The following is a 21,104-nucleotide window of genomic DNA, read 5'->3' as shown; positions in this document are numbered from 1 at the left end:
CAACAAGTCTGGACCCAAAGTTGGTCGCTTGACGACATCGCAGCGCGCTCGGACTGCAATTAACTTACGTACCGAGCGCAACGGTGCGCATTCGAATAACCCACAGCCACAAACTAATTCCGCCCCACTGCGTCCTAGATCGGTGGCGCGGAGAAATGTGAGTAGATCATGACCGTCATCCTGCCGTACCTGACCATCGCCGGAATGCTTGCTCTTGTCTTGTTCCCGCTGATCGTGCCGGCTTTGATCACGCTGGTGCACACCGTCACCGACCCGGGCTCGCGGGCAGCCCGGTACCTGCGTCGCACCCGGTCTCAGGGGCTGGCCGTTCCCGAGGCCGGATAGCGCGGCCCGGCCGTCCTGGCCTACTTCGACTGCAAGACCGAGCCGCCGTACCAGTGACACACCAGCAGCGCGAGTTCGACATCAAGGCGGTCGCTACCGATCGCCCGGCCACGCCGGGCGACGGCGCGGCCGACGCGATACTTCACCGTGTTGAAATGCATGTTGAGCCGCTGCGCGGCGAGCTTGTAGCTCGACCCGCACGCCAGGTAGCCGCGCAGGGTATCGCGCAGCCGCGCGTCGCTATCTCCGTCGCGCGCCAGCTCGCCCAGGACTTGGGCCACCCACTCTCGGGTGTCGGCCAGGTCACCACCAAAACGCGCCACCACCGACAACCCGGGTTCACCGGCGCTGATCATCAGCGGCGGGCGGCGATCGCACAGGATCCCAACGCTGCGAGCTTCGGCCGCCTCCCGGTGCGATCGGCGAAAGCCGTCCACCCCACTGGCCGGTGTTCCGATCGCCACGTTCGGTGAATCCGGGCGAGACCGTACGAAGTCAGCGACCGCCGCCACGGCGCGCTCCGGCGCCGCCCGGTACGGCAGCCGCCCCATCCGCAGCTCGGGTCAGCGGCCACGAACAACGGGCTGGCGTCGACTCCGGCGGCTTCGCCCAGTTCCCGCAGGAAGCGTTGCAGCCTGGGCAGTTCGTCGACTTCCGAGCCTTGGTCGGGATACCACATGACAAGGGCGAGATGGTGCCATCGCAGCGGATGGCGCACCGAAGTGATCGCCGCGTCGGCGTCGATCTCCTTGTCTGCGGCCAGGATCTCGCGCACCCGCACGCCACGAAGACTGTTCTGGTTTTCCAGCCAGCGTTCGCGCTCGTCTTCGTAGACGACGACGACCTGCTGCGACATCCAATCGATGTACTCGAACATCGCGACACTGATCGCTTCGATAACCGGCACCCGCATCGACTCCGGGATGTCGGTGGCCCGCAACTCGTCGAAGATCAGCTCGTTCATCAGGCGCTGACCCAGCCGATACGCCCGCACCAACGCGTTGACCGGCACGCCATGCTGCGCCAGTCGGCGCGCGTACTCCAATGCCGTGGTGGGCGCCTCGACTCGCTCGACGGCGATGTCGTAGCGCAGCGCATGCAGCATCGTGTCCACGTTGGCCTCGATGCTGGTGCCCAGCAATTCCTCGATGCGAAGGTCGCCGCCGAGTTCGGGAATGGTGCGCTCCAACGAGCGCCGAATGTGGGAAGCCACCTCGCCCAACCGGTCGTGCAGTCGCACGGCGACAGCGGCGACGTAACGGCTCACCCCGACCTCACCATCGAGGTGCGGATTCTCCACGTCCTCGACGTTAGCCCTTGCCGTCACGTTTCGGTGCCAGCAAGACGGTCCCGGATTCGCGCAGCTACGTATCCGAGGAATTCGGGTAGGTGTAGAAACCTTCGCCGGTCTTGACACCGAGCTTGCCCGCGTCAACGTAGGACCGCAGCAAGTCCCGCACGTTTGTCGGCAGGTACGGAAACTCGTCGGCATAGTGGTTTTCGATGTCGAGCACGACGTCCAGACCGACCTGGTCCATCAGCTGGAACGGCCCGGCCGGTACCCGCCAATTGACCTTGAACATCCCGTCGACGTCCTCTGGGCGGGCCACTCCCTCGGCGACCACGGCCAGCGACTCACGTTTGATGGCGGCCCAGACCCGATTGAAGATGAAGCCGGTGCACTCCCGACGCGCCTCGAAAGGATGCACGCCGAATTTGGGCAAAACGGTCAGCAGGGTATCCAGGAGACCACGATCGGTCTCGCCGTCGGACATCAGGTCCAGCGCATTGAACTGAGGCGGCATGTAGAAATGCGTGTTGCACAACCGGGTCTTGTCGCGCACGTTGTCGGCCATCAGCCGGGACGGGAAGGACGACGAGTTGGTCGCGAAGATGGTGTCCGGCGGCGCCGCCTGATCGATCTGGCCCCACAGCGCAGTCTTGATCTCCAGCTTCTCGGGAACGGACTCGACCGCCAGCCATGCACCCTCTAGTGCGGTCGCCAGGCAATCCGTGGCCATGACACTACCGACTTCACCGAAACCTCTGTCCTGCAGCAGCTTCGGCAGATTGTCTGCCACATACTGCGTTGCCTGGGCCCGCTGTTCGGCGCGGCGCGCATAGATTCGCACGGTCCCGCCACGGCTGGCGAACATCAACGCGATACGGCGCCCCAAAGTGCCCGCGCCGATCACCGCCACCGGGCGGCTACGGATGTCTGCAAAGGTGTACGTGTATGCGCCAGTCACACCCGCATGCTAGGTCCGCGCGGGGTGCTCGGGCAGTGTCGCGAAAGCACAAAGATCGACAGCTTGTTGTCTTGCCGAGACAGCCCGTACCGGCGCGCTAGAGCAGCGTGATCTGTTCGGGCTGCGGCTTGGCCGGCTCCAGCAGCTCCGGCCCGTTATTGCGCACGCTGTTGACCAGCGTGGACACCTCACGAAACGCCATGTCGCGCACATCGGGCGGATGGGACAACAGCGCCGGGTCCAGCGGTGCATCCGGGTTGAGCCAGGCGTCCCAGTCGCCTTCGTACAGCATCAGCGGCATCCGGTCGTGGATCCCGGCCAGTTCGCCCGCGGCATCGGTGGTGATGATCGTGGCGCTCAACAACGGGGCGGCCGCGTTATTCGGCTTCCACACCGACCACAGCCCGGCCATGCACACCGTGTTGCCGTCAGCGCGATGGATGAAGAAGGGCGTCTTGGCAACCTTCTTGCTCCCTGCGCCGCTGAGAACGTCGGGGTTGGCCCGCCATTCGTACCAGCCGTCCATCGGCACCAGACAACGCTTGTGCTGCGCAGCGCCACGAAACGCCGGCGACGTGGCGACCGTCTCCGCGCGGGCGTTGATCAGCAGCGGCCCCTTGCCCTCCGGTGCGCCCTGAGGCCCCGGTTTGGCCCACGACGGCACAAATCCCCAGCGCATCATCCGGACGCGGCGAGTCGGCTCGTCATCGGGCTCGCTGTGGCGGGTCACGACGGTGGCGATCATGTCGGTTGGGGCCACGTTGTAGTTGGGGGCGAAGCCATCGGAGGCCGCGCCGCTGGCTTCGTCGATGGCGTTGATCTTCTCGGCCAGCAAGGCCGGATCGGTGGTGACCGCAAACCGTCCACACATGACTCCCATGGTGCCTGGTATCCACGACACCCGCCGACACGGCAGGATGAAGCGGTGAGCAGCATCGAGCCATGGCCAGCCCCATTCGCACCGACACCCGTGCACGCGACCGTGACCGTCCCGGGCTCGAAGTCGCAGACCAACCGGACGCTGGTGCTTGCGGCGCTGGCCGCGGCACAGGGCCAAGGCTCCTCGACCATCACCGGCGCGCTGCGCAGCCGCGATACCGATCTGATGATCGAGGCGTTGCAGACGTTGGGCTTGCGGGTCGACGGGACTGGTTCCGAGCTGACGGTCAGTGGCCGCATCCGGCCCGGCCCCGAGGCCCGGGTCGACTGCGGCCTGGCCGGCACGGTGTTGCGGTTCGTTCCCCCGCTGGCGGCGCTGAGCGCCGCCCCGATCACCTTCGATGGGGATGAGCAGGCCCGGGCCCGCCCCATCGCACCGCTGCTGGATGCGCTGCGCGGCCTGGGTGTGCCCGCCGATGGTGCCGGCCTTCCGTTCCGGGTTCAAGGCACCGGGTCGGTCGCGGGCGGCACGGTGGCCATCGATGCATCCGCGTCGTCACAGTTCGTCTCCGGCCTACTGCTGTCCGGCGCGTCGTTCACCGATGGCCTAACGGTGCAACACACCGGTTCGGAGCTGCCGTCCGCACCGCACATCGCGATGACGGTGCAGATGCTGCGCCAAGCCGGCGTCGATGTCGACGACTCGATACCCAACCGCTGGCTGGTCCGGCCCGGCGCCCTCAGGCCTCGGCATTGGGACGTCGAGCCGGATCTGACCAATGCGGTCGCATTTCTGGCGGCGGCCGTGGTCACCGGCGGGACGGTGACCATCACCGGCTGGCCGGCGGACAGCGTGCAACCCGCCAAGAACATTCTCGACATTCTGCAGACACTGAATTCCACGGTCCGACATATTGATTCATGCCTTCAGGTGCAGGGTCCGCAGACCTACCGCGGATTCGACGTCGACCTGCGCGATGTCGGCGAACTCACCCCATCGGTGGCGGCACTGGCGGCGCTGGCGAGCCCCGGATCGGTGTCCCGGCTGGCTGGCATCGCGCATCTGCGCGGCCACGAGACCGATCGGCTGGCCGCCTTGAGCACCGAAATCAACCGCCTCGGCGGCAACTGCGAACAAACCTCCGACGGTCTGGTGATCACCGCTACGCCGCTGCGTCCGGGCAGCTGGCGCGCCTACGCCGATCATCGGATGGCGATGGCCGGCGCGATCGTCGGACTCCGGGTGGCCGGGGTCGAGGTGGACGACATCGGGGCTACCAGCAAGACGTTGCCGGAGTTCCCACAGCTGTGGACCGAGATGGTCGAGGGGTCCAGCGGTTGAGGCCAGGCGACTACGACGAATCCGACGTCAAGATCCGTTCGGGTCGCGGCTCACGTCCGCGTACCAAGACCCGTCCGGAACACGCTGACGCCGAAGCCGCCATGGTGGTCGCCGTTGACCGCGGCCGCTGGGGATGCGTGCTCGGCGGGGACCCGCTGCGTCGGGTCACCGCGATGCGGGCCCGCGAGCTCGGACGCACCCCGATCGTGGTCGGCGACGACGTCGACCTGGTCGGGGATCTGTCCGGACGCCCCGACACCCTGGCCCGCATCGTGCGCAGGGGGCCACGCCGAACGGTGCTGCGTCGCACCGCCGATGACACCGACCCCACCGAACGGGTCGTGGTCGCCAACGCGGATCAGTTGTTGATGGTGGTGGCGTTGGCCGACCCGCCACCGCGCAGCGGATTGGTGGACCGGGCCTTGATCGCCGCCTACACGGGCGGTCTGACCCCCATACTCTGCCTGACCAAGACCGACCTGGCCCCGCCCGAACCTTTCGCCGAGCAGTTCCTCGAACTGGACCTTCAGGTGGTTGCGGCGGGCCGCGACGATCCGCTCCTCGCGGTGGCCGACCTACTCGACGGCAAGACGACCGTACTGCTCGGGCATTCCGGCGTCGGCAAGTCGACTCTGGTGAATCGCCTGGTCCCTGAGGCCGATCGGGCCGTCGGCGAGGTCACCGAGATCGGCAGGGGCCGGCACACGTCGACGCAGTCGGTCGCGCTGCCTCTCGAGACGTACGGGCAGGGCGGCGGGTGGGTGATCGACACTCCCGGAATCCGCTCGTTCGGCTTGGCCCACATCCAGCCAGACGACGTGCTGCTGGCCTTTACCGACCTGGCCGAGGCGATCGGCGATTGCCCGCGCGGCTGCGGGCACATGGGGCCGCCGGCCGATCCCGAATGCGTACTGGACAGTTTGTCCGGAACCGCGGTGCGCCGCGTGGCAGCGGCCCGCCGGCTGCTGACCGCCCTCAGGGAGACCTGACCAACCGCATACCGAGTTCGTCGGCGGGCACCAAGTGCCCTTTGGCACATCGAATTTCAACCTGCGCCTGCGCCCCACAGCCCAGGTGGGTCAGTTGCAGGCGATCGCCGCCGGGCAGGTGGCGCTTGCCCCACTGAAACAGGGAAAAGACCACCGGCATGAAATCAAGCCCGGCCTCGGTGAGCACATACTCATCGCGGCTGCGCTGCCCCGGCTCGCGATACGGCCGCCGCGCCAGCAGTTTGAGGCTGACCAATTCGGCCAGCCGCGCCGAGGTCGCGGGCTTGGTGATACCCACCCGGCGGGCGAAGTCATCAAAACGGGTGGTGCCGTAGTAGGCCTCCCGCATGATCAGCATCGCGGATTTGGTACCGACGACGGCCATGGTCTTCTCAATCGGACACTCGCCCACCGCCGAACAGCCATCACGGTCGGCCAGTGGGCCCTCAAGCATTGTCACGAAGATCACCCTCCGCTCCAGGTTGCGTTGAGTATACCCAGCTGTTTATAGCTGAGTATAGTTACCGATACTCAGCTCAAGGAGGAGCCATGTCCCAGAGTCGCGACGCCGTCATCGTCGGCGCCGTCCGCACCCCCATCGGCAAGGGCAAGGCCAACGGCGCACTGCACCAGGTACTACCCGCCGACCTGCTGGCGCATAGCCTGCGCGAACTGGCGGCCCGAACCGGCGTCGACCCGGTACAAGTCGACGATGTGATCGCCGGCGCGGTGACCCAGGTCGGCGATCAGGCGGTCAACATCGCGCGCAATGCGCTGCTGGGTGCCGGATTCCCGGAATCGGTTCCCGGGGTCACCATCGACCGGCAATGCGGCAGCAGCCAGCAGGCCATCAGCTTTGCCGCCCAGGGCGTGCTGGCCGGTGCTTACGATCTGGTGATCGCCGGCGGCGTTGAATCGATGAGCCGCGTCCCGATGGGCACCTCGGTGCTGCCCGGAAGCAACCCGTTCGGCGCGGACATGAACAACCGCTACCCCGACGGGCTGGTCCCCCAGGGCATCAGCGCCGAGCTGATTGCGGCACGGTGGGGCTTGTCGCGCACCCAACTCGACGAGTTCTCCGCAGCCAGCCATGACAAGGCCGCCCGCGCCACCAAGGACGGACTCTTCGACAACGAGCTGATCCCGATCGCCGGGCTCACCCACGACGAGATCATCCGCCCCGGCGCCACCGTCGATACGCTCGCCGCGCTGCGGCCGGCGTTCTACAGCGATGCGATCAAAGAGCGCTTCCCGCAGATCAACTGGTCGATCACCCCGGGTAATTCGTCACCGTTGTCCGACGGCAGCGCCGCGGTCATGATCACCAGCAGCGACGTCGCCCGGAAGCTGGTCCTGCGCCCGTTGGCGCGCATTCACACCACCACGGTGGTGGGTTCGGATCCGCTCTACATGCTGACCGGGGTCATCGCGGCCACCGAAAAGGCGCTACGCCGCGCCGGGTTGGCCCTGCGCGACATCGACCTGTTCGAGGTCAACGAGGCCTTCGCCCCGGTCGTGCTGGCCTGGGCGAAGGACACCGGGGCGGATCTGGCCAAGACCAACGTCAACGGCGGCGCAATCGCCATCGGCCACCCGTTGGGCGCCAGCGGTGCGCGCATCATGACCACGCTGGTCAACGCTTTGGAGCAGCGCGGTGGCCGCTACGGCCTGCAGACCATGTGCGAGGGCGGCGGCATGGCCAACGCGACCATCATCGAGCGACTGGGGTAGCCGCAGCGCGCGCCGACGGCCGCCGCCACCGCCGAGGCTAGGCCGCCAGACCGTCGGTGCCGCCGGCCTTCTTGGCCTTGCCGGGCTTGGCGCGCCGCCAGGCGCGTACCGCGGTTATCGCGGCCTTGAGGCCGCGACGACGGCCGGTCATCGGATCGGTTCCCGCGAAGCCCGCCTCCAGACCGGCGAACATGCGCTCGCTGCGGGTCTCCGGAGCATCGTCGGCGTTGTCACGCAGGTACTTGTTCGGCAGCGACAGCTTGGCTAGGGTCCGCCAAGTCTTGCCGTACTGCACCAGGAACGAGCCTGTGGTGTAAGGCAAGTCGTACTTATCGCAGATCTCGCGCACCCGCACCGAAACCTCGGCCAGCCGATTGCTCGGCAAGTCCGGATAGAGATGGTGCTCGATTTGATGACACAGGTTGCCACTCATGAACCGCAGCGCGGGCCCGGCTTCGAAGTTGGCGCTACCCAGCATCTGCCGCAGGTACCACTGGCCCTGGGTCTCGTCTACCAAATCAGTCTTGGTGAATTTCTCTGCGCCGTCCGGGAAATGCCCACAGAAAATAACGGCGTTGGACCAGACGTTGCGGATCACATTGGCAAACGCGTTGGCGGTCAAGGTAGACCGGTAGGTCGCGGCAGGCGACACCGACGTCAACGCCGGGAACGCCACGTAGTCCTTGAACACCTGGCGACCGGCCTTGCGGGAAAACTCGCGCACCCGGGTCTTGGCGGTGTCGCGGTCCAGCCGCCCCTTGAGGAGCTTGCCGATCTCCAAATGCTGCAACGCGACTCCCCATTCGAAGCCGAGCGCCAGCAAGGTGTTCCACACCAAGTTGAAAATGTTGTAGCGCTTCCAGCGCTGATCGCGGGTGACGCGAAGCATGCCGTAGCCGACATCGTCGTCCATGCCCAAGATGTTGGTGTACTTGTGGTGCACGAAGTTGTGGGTGTAGCGCCAATGCTTGGACGCGCCGGTGATGTCCCACTCCCACGACGAGGAGTGAATCTCCGGATCGTTCATCCAGTCCCATTGGCCGTGCATGACATTGTGGCCAATCTCCATGTTCTCGACGATCTTGGCCACCCCGAGGGTCAATGCCCCCGCCCACCACGCCGAACGGCGCGAGCTGGCGGCCAGCATCAGGCGGCCACTCACCTCCAACGCGCGCTGCGCCGCGATGGTGCGGCGGATATAGCGGGCGTCGCGCTCACCGCGAGAGTCTTCAATGTCTTGTCGTATGGCATCGAGCTCAATCGCCAGATTCTCGATATCGACGTCCGTCAGATGCGCGAATACGTCGACGTCGGTAATCGCCATCGTCTTCTCCCTGCGTCGTACGGTCCCAAATCTGCTACGAACCTACGCAATCGTAATCTACGCCTCCGTAAGTTACCAGTGGGTAGCTTTAGACGTCGATCACACAATCGCCGGACGCTGCCGTGACACAGGTCTGCACCCGGCTCCCGGGATCGTGCTCCTGGCCCGTGCGCAGGTCACGAACGTGCCCCTGCACCAGATCGACCACACACGACTGGCAGATACCCATCCGGCAACCGAACGGCATTTGCACACCGGCGCGCTCGCCGGCATCCATCACCGAGGTCGCCGCGTCGACGTCGACACTGCGCCCACTGCGGGCGAACGTGACCGTCCCACCGGCGCCCGCGGGGGCCGCCTTGGACACCGCGAACCGCTCCAAGTGCAGTCGGTCGCCGATCCCGGCCGCGGACCACACCTTTTCCGCCTGGTTGAGCATGCTCTCGGGCCCACACGCCCAGGTCTGTCGCTCACGCCAATCCGGCACCTGCTCGCCGATCCGGGAAAGATCGAGACGACCCTGGGAGCGCGTCGCGCGCACCGAAAGCCGGTAGCCCGGGTGCTGGGCGGCCACCCCGGCAAGCTCATCACCAAACATCACGTCCGCTTCGGTAGGCACCGAATGCAGGTGGGTGATGTCAGTGATCTGGTTGCGGCGCAGCAGCGTTCGCAGCATCGACATCACCGGCGTGATCCCCGACCCGGCGGTGAGAAACAGAATCGACGGCGGGGCGGGGTCGGGCAAAACGAAATTGCCCTGGGGTGCGACCAGTCGCACGATGGTCCCCGGCGCGACACCGGCCACCAAATGCGTGGACAGGAAGCCTTCGGGCATCGCCTTGACAGTGATCGTCACCGTCCGCGCCGACCCCGGCCCGGACTTCCCACCAACCGGGCTCGACGTCAGTGAATACGATCGCCACCGCCAACGCCCATCCACCAGCAGCCCGATCCCGATGTACTGGCCCGGCTGATAGTCGAAGCTAAAGCCCCAGCCGGGTTTGATGACCAGCGTGGCGGAATCCTCGGTCTCCCGGCGAACCTCGAGAATGCGGCCGCGCAATTCGCGCGCCGACCACAATGGGTTGGCCAGCTGAAGGTAGTCATCGGGCAACAGCGGCGTGGTGATACGTGAGGCGATCTTGCGCAGCGCGTGCCAGCCCGGGTGTTTGTCCGCACCGACGATGCTCCGCAGCTTGGTATCGATGATCTGGGCGCTCAGTGCCGCGTTCTTCTTGACCATAAAAAGCTCCTGCTCGCGGCGTGGAGTCGGTAGCCGCCCGGGTTTGGGCGGCAGCACGCCCTTGCGATAAAGCTATGGTAGCGTAGGTTACGGTTGCGTAGCTAGACCCCGGCGGTGCTGATTACCTCACATCCGCGGGGTTACAGCAGGTCGAGCAGGAACGGCAATTCCTGGTTCGCGTACCACGCCAGGTCGTGATCCTGCGCGTCGCCGACGACCAAGTCGGCGTCCTCGTCACCGAGGTCGGCGGCATCTATGACGGCGATGGCCGCGCTGACGGCCGGTTCGGCGGCAACGTTGTCGACGTAGGCGGCGACGACCTGATCCATGGCAATCGGAGCGCTCAGCCGGACGACGGCATCGTCGAGATCCGGCCGGTAGATGGCGTCGTCCACCTCCGCGGTAAGCACCGCCCGCCGCGGCAGCAGCTTCTCGTCCTCATCGTTTGCCAGCAGCCGCAGCGACGCCAGCGCGGCCTCTTGAAGTGCCACTTCGGCCAGCTCATCGTCGTTGCCTTGCGCGTAGGCCTCACGCAACGTCGGAGTCACCGCGAACACCGTGCCATTGACCGGCCACAACGAGCCATCAGCCACCAGTTGCTGCAACATGGCCAGCGTCGCGGGCACATAGACCTGGATCATCGGCCGACCACCTGTTGGCACGGTTGTCTGCACCAGCACCGGCCCGCCGCATTTGGGATCGTCATTCAGCGCCCGATCAACGTCGACGCGTAGTCCTCGACATACTTGGACAATTCGCGTGGTGGACGCTTGTAGTTGCCGGTGACGATCGGCTGGTCGGGCAGATTGACCTTGGGCATCTCCACCGGGCGGTAGTCGATCGTCGACAACAGATGCGCCATGTTGTTCAGCCGCGCATGCTTCTTGATATCGGATTCGACGACGTACCACGGGCTCACCGGGGTATCGGTGTGGACCATCATCTCGTCCTTGGCACGCGAATAGTCCTCCCACCGATAGGCCGATTCCAGGTCCATGGGGCTGAGTTTCCACTGCCGGACCGGGTCGGTCTGGCGCGCCTTGAACCGGTGCAACTGTTCCTCATCGGAGACCGCGAACCAATACTTGCGCAGCAAGATCCCATCATCGATGAGCATCTGTTCGAAGATCGGCGTCTGCCGCAGGAACAGCGCATGTTCTTGGGGCGTACAGAATCCCATCACCTTCTCGATACCTGCGCGGTTGTACCAGGACCGATCGAAGAAAACGATTTCCCCTTTCGCGGGCAGATGGGCGATATAGCGCTGGTAATACCACTGCCCGCGTTCCCGATCGTTGGGCACCGGCAACGCGGCAACGTAGGCGTGTCGTGGGCTGAGGTACTCGGTGATCCGTTTGATCGCGCCACCCTTGCCGGCGGCATCTCGACCTTCGAAGATGACCACCACACGCGCGCCCGCGTGCCGGACCCACTCCTGCAGCGTCACGAATTCGGTTTGTAGCCGGAATAATTCGGCTTCGTAGACGCCTTTGGAAATCTTGTGTCTGCCGGCCCCGGCTGACTTCTTCTTCTTTTTCTTCGCCTTCGCCGGCGCGCCGTCATTCGTCGCGGTGCTCACATCAACGAATGCTATCTCTAAGCAGCACCTTTGCCCCGGCGACTACCGAGAAGCTTCCAGCAGCTCCTCGAGCGATTGAGCCAGCAGCGCCGGCAGCAGCTCGACGTCGCTCATCGCGTCGCGGTCGGCGTTGATGCCGAAGTAGAGCATGCCGTTGTAGGAGGTCACGCTGATGGCCAGGGCCTGATTGTGCAGTAGCGGCGGCACCGCATAGGCCTCCAACAACTTGGCGCCGGCCACATACATCTGCGACTGGGCTCCGGGGGCATTGGTAATCAACAAGTTGAACGTCCGCTTGGAAAAGCTGGGAAAACTGGTGGCGACCCGGATACCCATCGCGTGCAGGGTGGGCGGCGCAAAGCCGGACAGCGTGACGATGGTGCGGGCATCGACCAGGCTGGCCGCCGTCGGGTTCGATTCGGTGGCGTGAGCGACTTGCGACAGCCGCACCACGGCGTTGCGCTCCCCCACCGGCAGGTCGATCAGGAACGGCGTCACCTGGCTGATCTGCTGACCGGGCCCGGACGAGTCGAGTTGGTCCTCCACATAGACCGACAGCGGCGCCATCGCACGCACCGTTGCCGTCTGGGAAACCGTCTCACCGCGCGACATCAGCCAGTTGCCCAGGGCGCCGGCTATCACGGCCAGCACCACGTCGTGGACGTCGCAGTCGTAGCGGGCCCGCACCGTCCGGTAGTCCTCCAGGCGTCCGCTGGCAACCGTCAACCTTCGATTCCGCGAAACGGGCGCATTGAGCGGACTGCTGGGGGCGGTGCCGCGCGCGACGTTACGCGCGACATCGAGGATCCGACGGCCGGCGTTGACGAGCTGACTCTGATTGGTCGCCAACCCGGCGATCGCCGATCCGACCGCCTGCAACTGCGCGCCGGGTCCCACCACCCAATCGCCGATGGCCCCCATCACCAACCTGGTGTTGCCCGGATCGCGCTCGGGAATCCAGATGTCTTCCGGGAACGGCGGTGGGCGCTGGGTCCGGTCAGCGATGACGTGTCCGAGCGACAGTGCTGTCACCCCATTGATCAAGGCCTGGTGCGTCTTGGTGTAGAGGGCGACGCGACCCTTTTCCAGCCCCTCGATGAGATACATCTCCCACAGCGGGCGCGACTTGTCCAAGGGCCGCGCGGCCAGCCGCGCAATCAGCTCATGCAGTTGCTCGTCACTGCCCGGCGACGGCAGCGCCGACCGCCTGACGTGATAGGTGATGTCGAAGTCCGGATCGTCGATCCACATCGGCCGGGCCATGCCGATCCGCACCTCACGGACCTTCTGCCGGTAGCGCGGGATCTGAGCCAACCGCTGCTCGACCGTGGCCAGCAGCGCCTCATAGCTCAACCCGGCACGCGGACGGCGCAGGATCATCAGCGACCCGACGTACATCGGGGTAGCGGTGTTCTCCAACCGATAGAAAGACGCATCGGTGTTGGACAACCGGGTCACCATTACGGCCCTGTCCTCCTTGTCGACTGGTTGCGTCAACCGATGTGGGTCACCGTAACCGCTGGTGTGGCCACCTGCGGGCGCGGGTACGCGCCGCCGTCATTTGTGCGATGATGGCCCGCAGTTTGTCTGCCACTCTCCAGCGGGCACTCGCACCCGATCTTTGGGTCGGTTGTTGGTTTGCGCCATTACGAGTTGGAGAGTGCCACTTGAGTATTGGTCCTGATGCCGCCGCGCCCCGTCGGGCGGCCTTCGCCGTCATCCCGGTAGTCGAATACGAACCTGCGAGCCGCACCGTCGAGCGGTGCCGGCCCTCGTCGCACGCACCGGCGCGGCCACGCCTTGCCCGCACCGGCGGTCCCGCCCGCGGCGAACAGCCAGCCGCCACAGCGACCGATGCCATGTCCGCGCCGATGCGCCAGGCGGCCGCGTTCACCGACGCGGCACTGCGCCGCGTTCTGGAGGTCATCGACCGCCGCCGTCCGGCGGGGCAGCTCCGGTCGCTGCTGACGCCCGGCCTGGTCGATTCGGTGCTGTCGGCCAGTCAATCGATGGCCGGGCGCAACGGCACCGCTGCGCTGCGCCGGCTCGGGCTTCAGCCCGTCGCGTGCGCTGGCCGTGACACCGCGGCCGAGGTTTTTGGAACCTACAGCCGCGCAGACCGGATTCACGCGATCGCCTGCCGGGTGGAGCGGGTCGCCGCGTTGGGCACACCGCGCTGGGTGGTCGTCGCCCTGCATATCGGTTGAGTGCCACCCGAGACCGGTCAGGCGGTGGTTGCCACCGGCCCGCCGGTATAGCGGGCTAGCACCGGTCCGGCGACCGCCATGATGAAGACATACGCGGTCGCCAACGCCGCTACGGCGGGGATCGACGCGCCGACCAGTCCGATGATGATCAATGAGAACTCGCCTCTGGCGATGAGGGCGGTACCCGCACGCAGCTGTCCGCGGCGGGCCACTCCGTCGCGTCGAGCGGCGAACATTCCGGTGAGCACCTTGGTTGCCGCGGTGACGACGGCCAGCAAGATGGCCACCGGGAGCGCCGGAATCAACTCTTTGGGGGCGACCGACAGGCCGATGCCCAGGAAGAAGATCGCCGCGAACAGATCGCGCAGCGGCCCCAGCACCCTGCGGGCCCGCTCAGCGGTCTCGCCGGTGAGGGTCAGGCCCACCAGGAACGCGCCCACCGCCGCCGAGGCGTGCAACGTCTCAGCCAGCGCCGCAACCATCAGGGTGATGCCCAATACCCGCAGCAACAACTGCTCCGAATCCGGGTGCGCGAACAGCCGGCCGAAGTGATGGCCCAAGTAGAAGGACGCCGCAAAGGCCCCGAGCAGGGCTGCGATCGCGGCCAGCGTTCCACCGAGCGCATGGAGCCAATCGCCGTGCAGGGCCAGCACCGTGAACAAGGGCAGATAGCCGGCCATGGCGAAGTCTTCGAGCACCAGCACCGACAACACCGCCGGTGTTTCGCGGTTACCGAGCCGGCGCAGGTCTTCCAGCAGCCGCGCCACCACGCCCGACGACGAGATGTAGGTGACCCCGGCCAGCGCGAGGATCGCCACACCGTCCAACCCCAGCAGCCAGCCGGCCACCGCCCCTGGCGTGGCATTGAGGACGATATCGACCATGGCAGAGGGCATGTGGTGGCGCAGACTGCTGGCAAATTCGGTCGCGGAGAACTCGAGACCCAACGTCAGCAGCAGCAGCACAATGCCGATGGGCGCGCCGGTGGCGACGAAATCGTCGGCGGCGGCCACCGGCAGGACGCCGCCCTTGCCCAACGAGAGGCCGGCCAGCAGATAGACCGGGATCGGGGACAACGCGAATCTGCGCGCGATGGCACCAAGCAGGGCAAGCGTTGTCAGGAGTGCGCCGACCTCAAAAAGCAGTGCCCTCGAAACCTCCACCGATTCAGCCCTTGTCGACGATCTGCTCGACTCCGGCAATGCCCTCTTCGGTACCGATCACGATAAGGACGTCGCGCTCGCGCAACAGCTCCGCCGGGTTCGGCGATGCGACCACCTCTTGGCCACGCACGATTGCCACGATCGACGCGCCGGTGCGGGTGCGGGCATGGGTCTCCCCGAGCGGCCGGTCAACGAACGGGCTCTGTGGCGCGATGATGATGTGGCCCGCCTCGAGCCCGGGCACCTCACGGGTCAGCTCGGTGAACCGCTCGGCGATCCGTGGTGCACCCAGGATCTGAGCCAACGCATCAGCCTCTTCATCGGTCAGGCAGAAGACCGGTCGCGCCGCATCCGGGTCGTTGGCGGCGTATACGACGACCTCGAAATCGCCGGTGCGCCGGGCAATAATGCCGATCCGCTCGCCTTTCTGGCTAGTGAACTCGTAGCGGAGACCGACGCCAGGCAGCAGCACCTCCTTGACATCCATACCCCAATACTTAACGAAATGCCGTCAAGATCACAGTGGCAACGACCAAACTCATAGCCGGCGGCCGGACATCGGGCTGCCCGCGCGGCACCGGCCGGGTGGCCGAAAATCAGTGCTGACCAACCGTTTTACCCGAGCCGCGGTGCGGTACCGGCAGCAACATCGGTACCGAGCCAGGGCTCCGGCGTTGTTGATTAGCAGGCGTGTGAGCTGGGTTGATGATCTTTGGTGCCGCGCTATTGGGGCCGGAGTGTAGGCACGGGCTATCTGGAGAACGATCGAGTTGGTTACTGTTCGTCGTTGGTCTGGAGTTGCCCGTGCCTACCGTTTCAGTATTGCCTGTGTCGTCGGTTCCAGAGGTGTTCGACCGCTGGAGTCCTGGTGAGCGCAGCGAGCTCATCGGATCGGAGTTTCTCGATGTGTTGGCCTCGGTGCCAGACCCGAGGGGCCCACGCGGTCGGAGGTATTCGCTGATGGCTTTGTTGGCGATCGCGGTTCTGGCCACTGCCGCGGGGATGCGCGGCTATGCTGATTTTGCCACATGGGCGGCCACCGCTCCCGATGATGTGTTGGCCCAATTAGGGGTCCGGTTCCGGCGGCCCAGTGAGAAGACCTTCCGCGCTGTTTTGTCTCGGCTAGACCCCGCCGACCTCAACGCCAGGATGGGCAGTTACTTCACTGCACACGTGGCCAGCAGCGACCCCAGCGGATTGGTGCCGATCGCGTTGGACGGCAAGATGCTGCGTGGTGCTTTACGCGCCAAAGCGACAGCCACGCATCTCGTGTCGGTGTTCGCCCACCGTGCCCGATTGGTGCTCGGTCAACTCGCTGTCGCCGAGAAAAGCAATGAAATTCCCTGCGTACGTGCCCTGCTCACGCTGCTGCCGGGTAGCTTGCGGTGGCTGGTCACCGTGGATGCGATGCATACCCAGGTCGTCACCGCGAAGTTGATCTGCGCCACCTTGAAGTCGCACTACCTGATGATCGTCAAGTCCAACCAAGCCAAAATACTTGCGCGTATCACCGCGCTGCCCTGGGCCGAGGTGCCCGCAGCCGCTACCGACGACTCCCGCGGCCACGGCCGTGTCGAGACCCGCACCCTGCAAATCATCACCGCTGCACGAGGAATCGGCTTCCCCTACGCAAAACAAATCATCCGGATCACTCGTGAACGCTTGATCACCGCCACCGACCAGCGCAGCGTGGAGGTGGTCTATGCCATCTGCAGCCTGCCGTTCGAGCACGCCCGCCCTACCGCGATCATGACCTGGATGCGTCAACACTGGGGAATCGAGAACAGCCTGCACTGGATACGCGACGTCACCTTCGACGAAGACCGTCAAAGGGCACATACCGGAAACGGCGCACAGGTCCTAGCAACGCTACGCAACACCGCGATCAATCTGCACCGCCTCAACGGCGCCGACAACATCGCCGAAGCCTGCCGGATCACCGCTTTGACCGCCAACCGCCGCCTAGACCTCCTCAATCCACAATTCCCCAGCTCACAAGCCTGCTAATCAACAACGCCGGAGCCCTGGGTACCGAGCGCTGGTAATCGCGGTACTGATCCCCCAGCGCGGCCACCAAGTCGCGCTCTTCCAGGGGCAGGGCGACCAATACGTAGGCCGTTGTAACAATGGCAAACAGCAAATGCCCCGCCGTCATTGTGGGCGTTGCCCAGAACGCGATGATAAAGCCCGGCATGAGCGGATGGCGCACCACCCGGTAGAAGACATTGACGCGAAAATTTATTTCGGTATAGGGCTTTTCACGCCAGGCCAGATACACCTGGCGCAGACCGAGCAGGTCGAAATGGCTGACCATGAACGACGAGGCAAACACGACCACCCACCCCAGCCCGAACAGCCCCCACAGCACCACCCGGGCGGGCGGATACTGCACGTCCCAGATGACGGCCGGCATCGTGCGCCACTGCCAGAACAGCAGCAGCAGTATCGCGCTTGCCAGCAATACGTAGGTGCTGCGCTCAACCGTCTTCGGCAAGAATCGCGTCCACCAACGTTTGAAACCCGGTCGCGCCATAACGCTGTGCTGAATACCGAACAGGCCCAGCAGCGCCACGTTGACCAGCACCGCCAACCATATGGGACCGTCGATTCCGTGATCGATGTTGCGCGGCACCACAATTGCACCTACGAAGCCGATAGCGTACAAAGTGGCAACCAAAAACAACAGGTAGCCCGCCGCTCCATACCCGATGATCAGATAACGCTTCATTACTCGATTGTGCTCCCCGCAGTAGCAATTGCACCCACAATTTCCGGTGTCGCCGCCTAACGCCGCTGATTCAGCAGCGCCATGATCTGCGGCATCGACTCTCGGGCGGCGGCACGTCCCGCTTCGCGAGCGACATCGATCTGGTGGAATTCCAGCAGCCCAACGGCGGAAGTGTCGGGACGGATCACGACCTGCGCGAGGCCCAACGCGACATCGGCCCCGCGCTGGCTGCCGATCGTCATGGTGCGGATCAAGGTGTCGCCGATTCCAGGCACCCGGGGCGGGCCGTCGGGCTGCAGCGGGGCGCCAGGCACCTCGCCTGAGGCCAGACTCACCGCGATCAACGGGCCGTCCGACGTTGCCAGGGTGGACACGGGCAGGTTGTCCAGCACGCCACCATCCACATGCAACCGACCCTGGTAGACCTGCGGCGGATAGATTCCAGGCAACCGTAGCGAACATCCAACCACATCAACGAGCCTGCCCCGGCGGTGCACGACGGGTTGCCGAGCAATCAGATCCACGCTGACACAACGGAATTCCTTCGGAAGCTCTTCCACCAGCCGATCTCCGAACGCAGCTTCGAGCAGCGTCAGGGTCCGCCGGCCACGAACCAGCCCCTTGATCGGTACCGCGTAGTCACGCAGCGGATTGTTCCGAATGAAGTACTCGTAGGCGTACGCGTCCGCGGTGGCGGCGTCCAAGCCGCTGGCTCCCAGCGACGCGATGACCGCCCCCATGCTGGTACCAGCGAAGCGGTCGATCGCGACCCCGGCCTGCTCCAGCTCTTCGAGTATTCCGAGGTGGGCAAAGCCCCGCGCACCGCCGCCGCCGAGGACCAGCCCGATCGATCGGCCGGCCAGGCGCGCGGCAAGTGGCCGCAGGTCCTGAACCACGCGCCGGTAGTGCACCGCGTGCACCGATCGCGGCGTGATCAGCTCCTCCCAGCTGCGCCGTTGTTCGCGGCTGGCGGTCGGCCCGGCCAGGACGAGGTCCGCACCCTGGGCTCGTGCCGGCAGTGCGGCCGCGCCCGGGTCCGGATCCCCGGTCACCAGCACGATCCGATCCGCGACCCGCAGGCAGAAATCGCGCCAGTCCGTATCCTGGGCGCCAGCGTGCAGGAGCACCTTGTCGGCACCGCGCTCGGCGCGGTCCAGACCGTCGATGTCGACCCGGCCGGGATCCACCACCCGCAGCTGCTTCGACAAGGCCGTCAGCAGTCCAGCCGCGACCGACTGCACGGGGGCGTCGGCCCCTACCCCGACAACCGACACCACCACCCCGGGCGAGGTGGTGTGAACGGCGGGCGGTGGCGCCTCGCGCAGCCGGGTGGCCAGCACCCTGACCAGCGCCGCCAGCACGCCACGGTTGGCGATCTGATCGAACTGGGCCTTGGTGAGCCGAACCAGCCTGGAGTCACGCAACGCCCGCACCGATGCGGAGCGGGGCGCGTCGATCAGCAGCCCAAGCTCGCCGAGGACCTCACCGCGGCCCAGCTCCTTGATCACGATGTCGCCGTGTAGCACCTGCACGCGGCCCCTGCGGATCACGTAGAGCGAGTCGGACGCGTCGCCGGCAAGAAACAGATACGAACCCGCCTGCAGTTCAACTTCTTCGACTCGATCGGCGAGTTCGGCCAGGGCGGCCGCATCCAGCCCGGCGAACAGTGGCAGATTTCCCAGCAGGTCCGCCTCATCGGTGGCCCGGTTGGCGATCAGTGCCGCCGCCGGCTCCGTCGTGGTGGGCGCCGCGCGCGCCGCGGCCGCCGACTCGGGTTCGAGCTCCTGACCGGGCTTGCTGTTGGTGCGGCCCAACAACACCGCGGCGATCGCCACCACGACAAAGCACATCGCCGCCATCGCCCATCCCCGCCGCAGCGCGTCTGCGGCGGCACCATGCTCGGGCTTGCCGATCAGGATCACCAGGGCCGCCACGCCGATCACCGCGCCGAGCTGACGCGTCGTGCTGACCACCGCCGAGGTGGTGGCATAGCTGCCGCCCTTGGCCACCCCGGTGAGGGCGGCGCTGCTGAGCACCGGCAATGTCGCACCGACACCGATACCTTGCAGCAGTTGGCCCGGCAACCACCTGCGCAGGAAATCCGGTTCGGTGCCGACCCGCTGTAGGTACCAGAACAGGCTCCCGGCCCAGACGAGAGCACCGAGGGTGACGATGAGCCGGTGCCCGTGGCGGTCGGCGACCCGGCCGAGCAGCGCGGCTACCACCGCCGCGACCAGCGCGGCCGGCGCGATCGCGAACCCCGCCTTCAGCAGCGAGTAGCCCCACACGTAGTTCAGATACAGCACGTGGGTCAGTACGTAGCAGTAGAAGCCGGCCGCGGCGACCAGCGTGAGCACGTTGCCCACCACGAACGGCCGGCTGCGCAGATACGCCGGCTCGACCAGCGGCACCGGCGCGGCCATCGAACTCAGCACGAAGCCGACCAGGGTGATCGCGCTGGCCGCGAACACGGCCAGGGTGGGCACGCTCACCCAGCCCCAATCCGGGCCCTTGACCAGTGCCAGGGTAAGCAGCCCCAGCGCTCCGGCCAGCAGCGTCGCACCACGCAGGTCGGGTTTGCGCCGGCGCCCCGCGGCGCGGCTTTCGACCAGCGCCCGACTGGTTGCCAGCACCGCGACGACGCCCAGGGGAATGTTGACCAGAAACACCCATCACCAGCTTGCCCAGTCGACCAGCATGCCGCCGATGGGCGGGCCCAAACCGGACGCGATGGCCGCGGCCGCCCCCCACAGACCCATCGCGTGTGCTCGGCGCGCCGGCTCGAAACCCTCGACGACCAGCGCCAGGGATGCCGGGACCAGCACCGCCGCCCCGATGCCCTGCAGCACCCGGAAGGCCACCAACCACTCGCCACTGCCGGCCACCGCGCACAGCCCGGAGGCGATGGTGAATATCACCACTCCGAACGTGAATGTTCTTCTGCGGCCCAGCAAATCGGCCATCCGGCCCGCAGCGACCAGGAAAGCGGCGAAGACGATGTTGTAGGCGTTGAGGATCCAGGACAGACTGCCGAGATCATAGGAGGGGAACGATTTCTGGATATCGGGGAACGCGATGTTCACGATCGTCGAGTCCAGGAAGGCTAGGAAGGCGCCAAATGCGGCCACCAGCAGAACCGCCGCCGACGAGGGCTGCCGGCGGTGGGTCAGATTGGCGAACCCCTTGCGCGCATGACCGGCCAGATGGGTTCGCGCGGGCGTCGCGCCGGGGCGTTTGCTGTGACGGGAGGTGACCTTCTCGAACGAAGAAATCGACACACCGCTCATCGTGCAAGCTCCTGTTGGCGACACTGCGCAGCTGGTGA

The 21,104-nt window shown here is 65.9% G+C and carries 17 protein-coding genes and 2 pseudogenes; 6 read left to right on the top strand and 13 right to left on the bottom strand.

Annotated features, from left to right (window positions below):
• Nucleotides 1–168 precede the first annotated feature (168 nt).
• On the top strand, nucleotides 169–345 hold the full coding sequence (locus tag SHTP_RS27940; protein ID WP_015354875.1) for a hypothetical protein: 177 nt from the start codon (nucleotides 169–171) through the stop codon (nucleotides 343–345).
• A 20-nt stretch (nucleotides 346–365) separates the two neighbouring features.
• Here SHTP_RS27940 and SHTP_RS30075 read toward each other — a convergent pair.
• The 3 genes and pseudogenes from SHTP_RS30075 to SHTP_RS06835 all read right to left on the bottom strand — a co-directional run bounded on the left by SHTP_RS30075 (nucleotide 366) and on the right by SHTP_RS06835 (nucleotide 3,465).
• Nucleotides 366–1,645, bottom strand: a pseudogene (locus SHTP_RS30075) (PucR family transcriptional regulator).
• A 64-nt stretch (nucleotides 1,646–1,709) separates the two neighbouring features.
• On the bottom strand, nucleotides 1,710–2,594 hold the full coding sequence (locus tag SHTP_RS06840; protein WP_172900514.1) for a 3-hydroxyacyl-CoA dehydrogenase family protein: 885 nt from the start codon (nucleotides 2,592–2,594) through the stop codon (nucleotides 1,710–1,712).
• A 97-nt stretch (nucleotides 2,595–2,691) separates the two neighbouring features.
• A complete protein-coding gene (locus tag SHTP_RS06835; protein ID WP_197706231.1) occupies nucleotides 2,692–3,465 on the bottom strand; it encodes an SOS response-associated peptidase in 774 nt (257 codons plus the stop codon).
• A 63-nt stretch (nucleotides 3,466–3,528) separates the two neighbouring features.
• On the opposite strand from SHTP_RS06835, the gene aroA reads away from it, so the two are divergent.
• Together aroA and rsgA are read left to right on the top strand one after the other, a co-directional pair.
• A complete protein-coding gene (aroA, locus tag SHTP_RS06830) occupies nucleotides 3,529–4,815 on the top strand; it encodes a 3-phosphoshikimate 1-carboxyvinyltransferase (protein WP_096372360.1) in 1,287 nt (428 codons plus the stop codon).
• Nucleotides 4,812–5,804: a ribosome small subunit-dependent GTPase A gene (gene rsgA / locus SHTP_RS06825; protein WP_096370142.1), complete on the top strand. Its 993-nt coding sequence runs from the start codon at nucleotides 4,812–4,814 to the stop codon at nucleotides 5,802–5,804. Before aroA ends, rsgA begins: the two co-directional genes overlap by 4 nt.
• Here rsgA and SHTP_RS06820 read toward each other — a convergent pair.
• Nucleotides 5,791–6,264, bottom strand: a complete 474-nt coding sequence (locus tag SHTP_RS06820; RefSeq protein WP_096372359.1) for a winged helix-turn-helix transcriptional regulator — start codon at nucleotides 6,262–6,264, stop codon at nucleotides 5,791–5,793. The two genes, rsgA and SHTP_RS06820, sit on opposite strands and share 14 nt — an antisense overlap.
• A gap of 89 nt (nucleotides 6,265–6,353) precedes the next feature.
• On the opposite strand from SHTP_RS06820, the gene SHTP_RS06815 reads away from it, so the two are divergent.
• A complete protein-coding gene (locus tag SHTP_RS06815; RefSeq protein WP_096370141.1) occupies nucleotides 6,354–7,535 on the top strand; it encodes a thiolase family protein in 1,182 nt (393 codons plus the stop codon).
• Nucleotides 7,536–7,572: 37 nt separating this feature from the next.
• Here the strand turns inward: SHTP_RS06815 and SHTP_RS06810 are convergent, their stop codons facing one another.
• From SHTP_RS06810 to SHTP_RS28160, 5 genes are all read right to left on the bottom strand, one after another.
• Entirely contained in the window at nucleotides 7,573–8,859 is a 1,287-nt protein-coding gene (locus SHTP_RS06810; RefSeq protein WP_096370140.1) for a fatty acid desaturase family protein, read from the bottom strand.
• 88 nt (nucleotides 8,860–8,947) lie between these two features.
• The gene (locus tag SHTP_RS06805; RefSeq protein WP_096372358.1) at nucleotides 8,948–10,102 is read right to left on the bottom strand and encodes a ferredoxin reductase; all 1,155 of its coding nucleotides are present in this window, start codon (nucleotides 10,100–10,102) and stop codon (nucleotides 8,948–8,950) included.
• A 140-nt stretch (nucleotides 10,103–10,242) separates the two neighbouring features.
• Nucleotides 10,243–10,743 (bottom strand): DUF6912 family protein, encoded by a 501-nt coding sequence (locus SHTP_RS06800; protein ID WP_096372357.1) that lies wholly within the window; start codon nucleotides 10,741–10,743, stop codon nucleotides 10,243–10,245.
• Nucleotides 10,744–10,808: 65 nt separating this feature from the next.
• Nucleotides 10,809–11,681: a polyphosphate kinase 2 gene (gene ppk2, locus SHTP_RS06795; protein WP_096370139.1), complete on the bottom strand. Its 873-nt coding sequence runs from the start codon at nucleotides 11,679–11,681 to the stop codon at nucleotides 10,809–10,811.
• 42 nt (nucleotides 11,682–11,723) lie between these two features.
• Nucleotides 11,724–13,142, bottom strand: a complete 1,419-nt coding sequence (locus SHTP_RS28160; RefSeq protein ID WP_096370138.1) for a WS/DGAT/MGAT family O-acyltransferase — start codon at nucleotides 13,140–13,142, stop codon at nucleotides 11,724–11,726.
• A gap of 206 nt (nucleotides 13,143–13,348) precedes the next feature.
• On the opposite strand from SHTP_RS28160, the gene SHTP_RS06785 reads away from it, so the two are divergent.
• Nucleotides 13,349–13,888, top strand: coding sequence for an Rv3235 family protein (locus SHTP_RS06785; protein ID WP_020727266.1), 540 nt, complete (start codon nucleotides 13,349–13,351; stop codon nucleotides 13,886–13,888).
• A gap of 17 nt (nucleotides 13,889–13,905) precedes the next feature.
• Here SHTP_RS06785 and SHTP_RS06780 read toward each other — a convergent pair whose 3' ends face one another.
• Entirely contained in the window at nucleotides 13,906–15,051 is a 1,146-nt protein-coding gene (locus SHTP_RS06780) for a cation:proton antiporter (RefSeq protein WP_096370137.1), read from the bottom strand.
• A gap of 4 nt (nucleotides 15,052–15,055) precedes the next feature.
• A complete protein-coding gene (locus tag SHTP_RS06775; protein WP_012393175.1) occupies nucleotides 15,056–15,538 on the bottom strand; it encodes a cation:proton antiporter regulatory subunit in 483 nt (160 codons plus the stop codon).
• A gap of 317 nt (nucleotides 15,539–15,855) precedes the next feature.
• Between SHTP_RS06775 and SHTP_RS06770 the strand changes: the two genes are divergently transcribed.
• Nucleotides 15,856–17,058 carry an ISAs1-like element IS2404/ISMul1 family transposase gene (locus SHTP_RS06770; protein ID WP_420872957.1) on the top strand — a complete coding sequence of 401 codons (1,203 nt, stop codon included), beginning with the start codon at nucleotides 15,856–15,858 and terminating at the stop codon, nucleotides 17,056–17,058.
• Here SHTP_RS06770 and mddA read toward each other — a convergent pair.
• Both mddA and SHTP_RS06760 read right to left on the bottom strand, forming a co-directional pair.
• Nucleotides 17,024–17,779, bottom strand: a complete 756-nt coding sequence (gene mddA / locus SHTP_RS06765; RefSeq protein WP_096370135.1) for a methanethiol S-methyltransferase — start codon at nucleotides 17,777–17,779, stop codon at nucleotides 17,024–17,026. The two genes, SHTP_RS06770 and mddA, sit on opposite strands and share 35 nt — an antisense overlap.
• Nucleotides 17,780–17,835: 56 nt before the next feature.
• Nucleotides 17,836–21,066, bottom strand: a pseudogene (locus tag SHTP_RS06760) (MFS transporter).
• Between the last annotated feature and the right edge of the window lie 38 nt (nucleotides 21,067–21,104).

The sequence above is a fragment of the Mycobacterium ulcerans subsp. shinshuense genome (assembly GCF_002355775.1).
Taxonomy (GTDB): domain Bacteria; phylum Actinomycetota; class Actinomycetes; order Mycobacteriales; family Mycobacteriaceae; genus Mycobacterium; species Mycobacterium marinum.
Note: the sequence above shows the minus strand (reverse complement) of the source record. Positions and strands in the feature narration are given on the sequence as shown.

Excerpts from the sequence above, each read along its gene's own strand:
- SHTP_RS27940 (WP_015354875.1), top strand. The coding sequence starts at position 169 with ATGACCGTCATCCTGCCGTACCTGACCATCGCCGGAATGCTTGCTCTT.
- SHTP_RS06835 (WP_197706231.1), bottom strand. The coding sequence starts at position 3,465 with ATGTGTGGACGGTTTGCGGTCACCACCGATCCGGCCTTGCTGGCCGAG.
- SHTP_RS06815 (WP_096370141.1), top strand. The coding sequence starts at position 6,354 with ATGTCCCAGAGTCGCGACGCCGTCATCGTCGGCGCCGTCCGCACCCCC.
- SHTP_RS06810 (WP_096370140.1), bottom strand. The coding sequence starts at position 8,859 with ATGGCGATTACCGACGTCGACGTATTCGCGCATCTGACGGACGTCGAT.
- SHTP_RS06805 (WP_096372358.1), bottom strand. The coding sequence starts at position 10,102 with ATGGTCAAGAAGAACGCGGCACTGAGCGCCCAGATCATCGATACCAAG.
- SHTP_RS06800 (WP_096372357.1), bottom strand. The coding sequence starts at position 10,743 with ATGATCCAGGTCTATGTGCCCGCGACGCTGGCCATGTTGCAGCAACTG.
- SHTP_RS28160 (WP_096370138.1), bottom strand. The coding sequence starts at position 13,142 with ATGGTGACCCGGTTGTCCAACACCGATGCGTCTTTCTATCGGTTGGAG.
- SHTP_RS06775 (WP_012393175.1), bottom strand. The coding sequence starts at position 15,538 with ATGGATGTCAAGGAGGTGCTGCTGCCTGGCGTCGGTCTCCGCTACGAG.
- mddA (WP_096370135.1), bottom strand. The coding sequence starts at position 17,779 with ATGAAGCGTTATCTGATCATCGGGTATGGAGCGGCGGGCTACCTGTTG.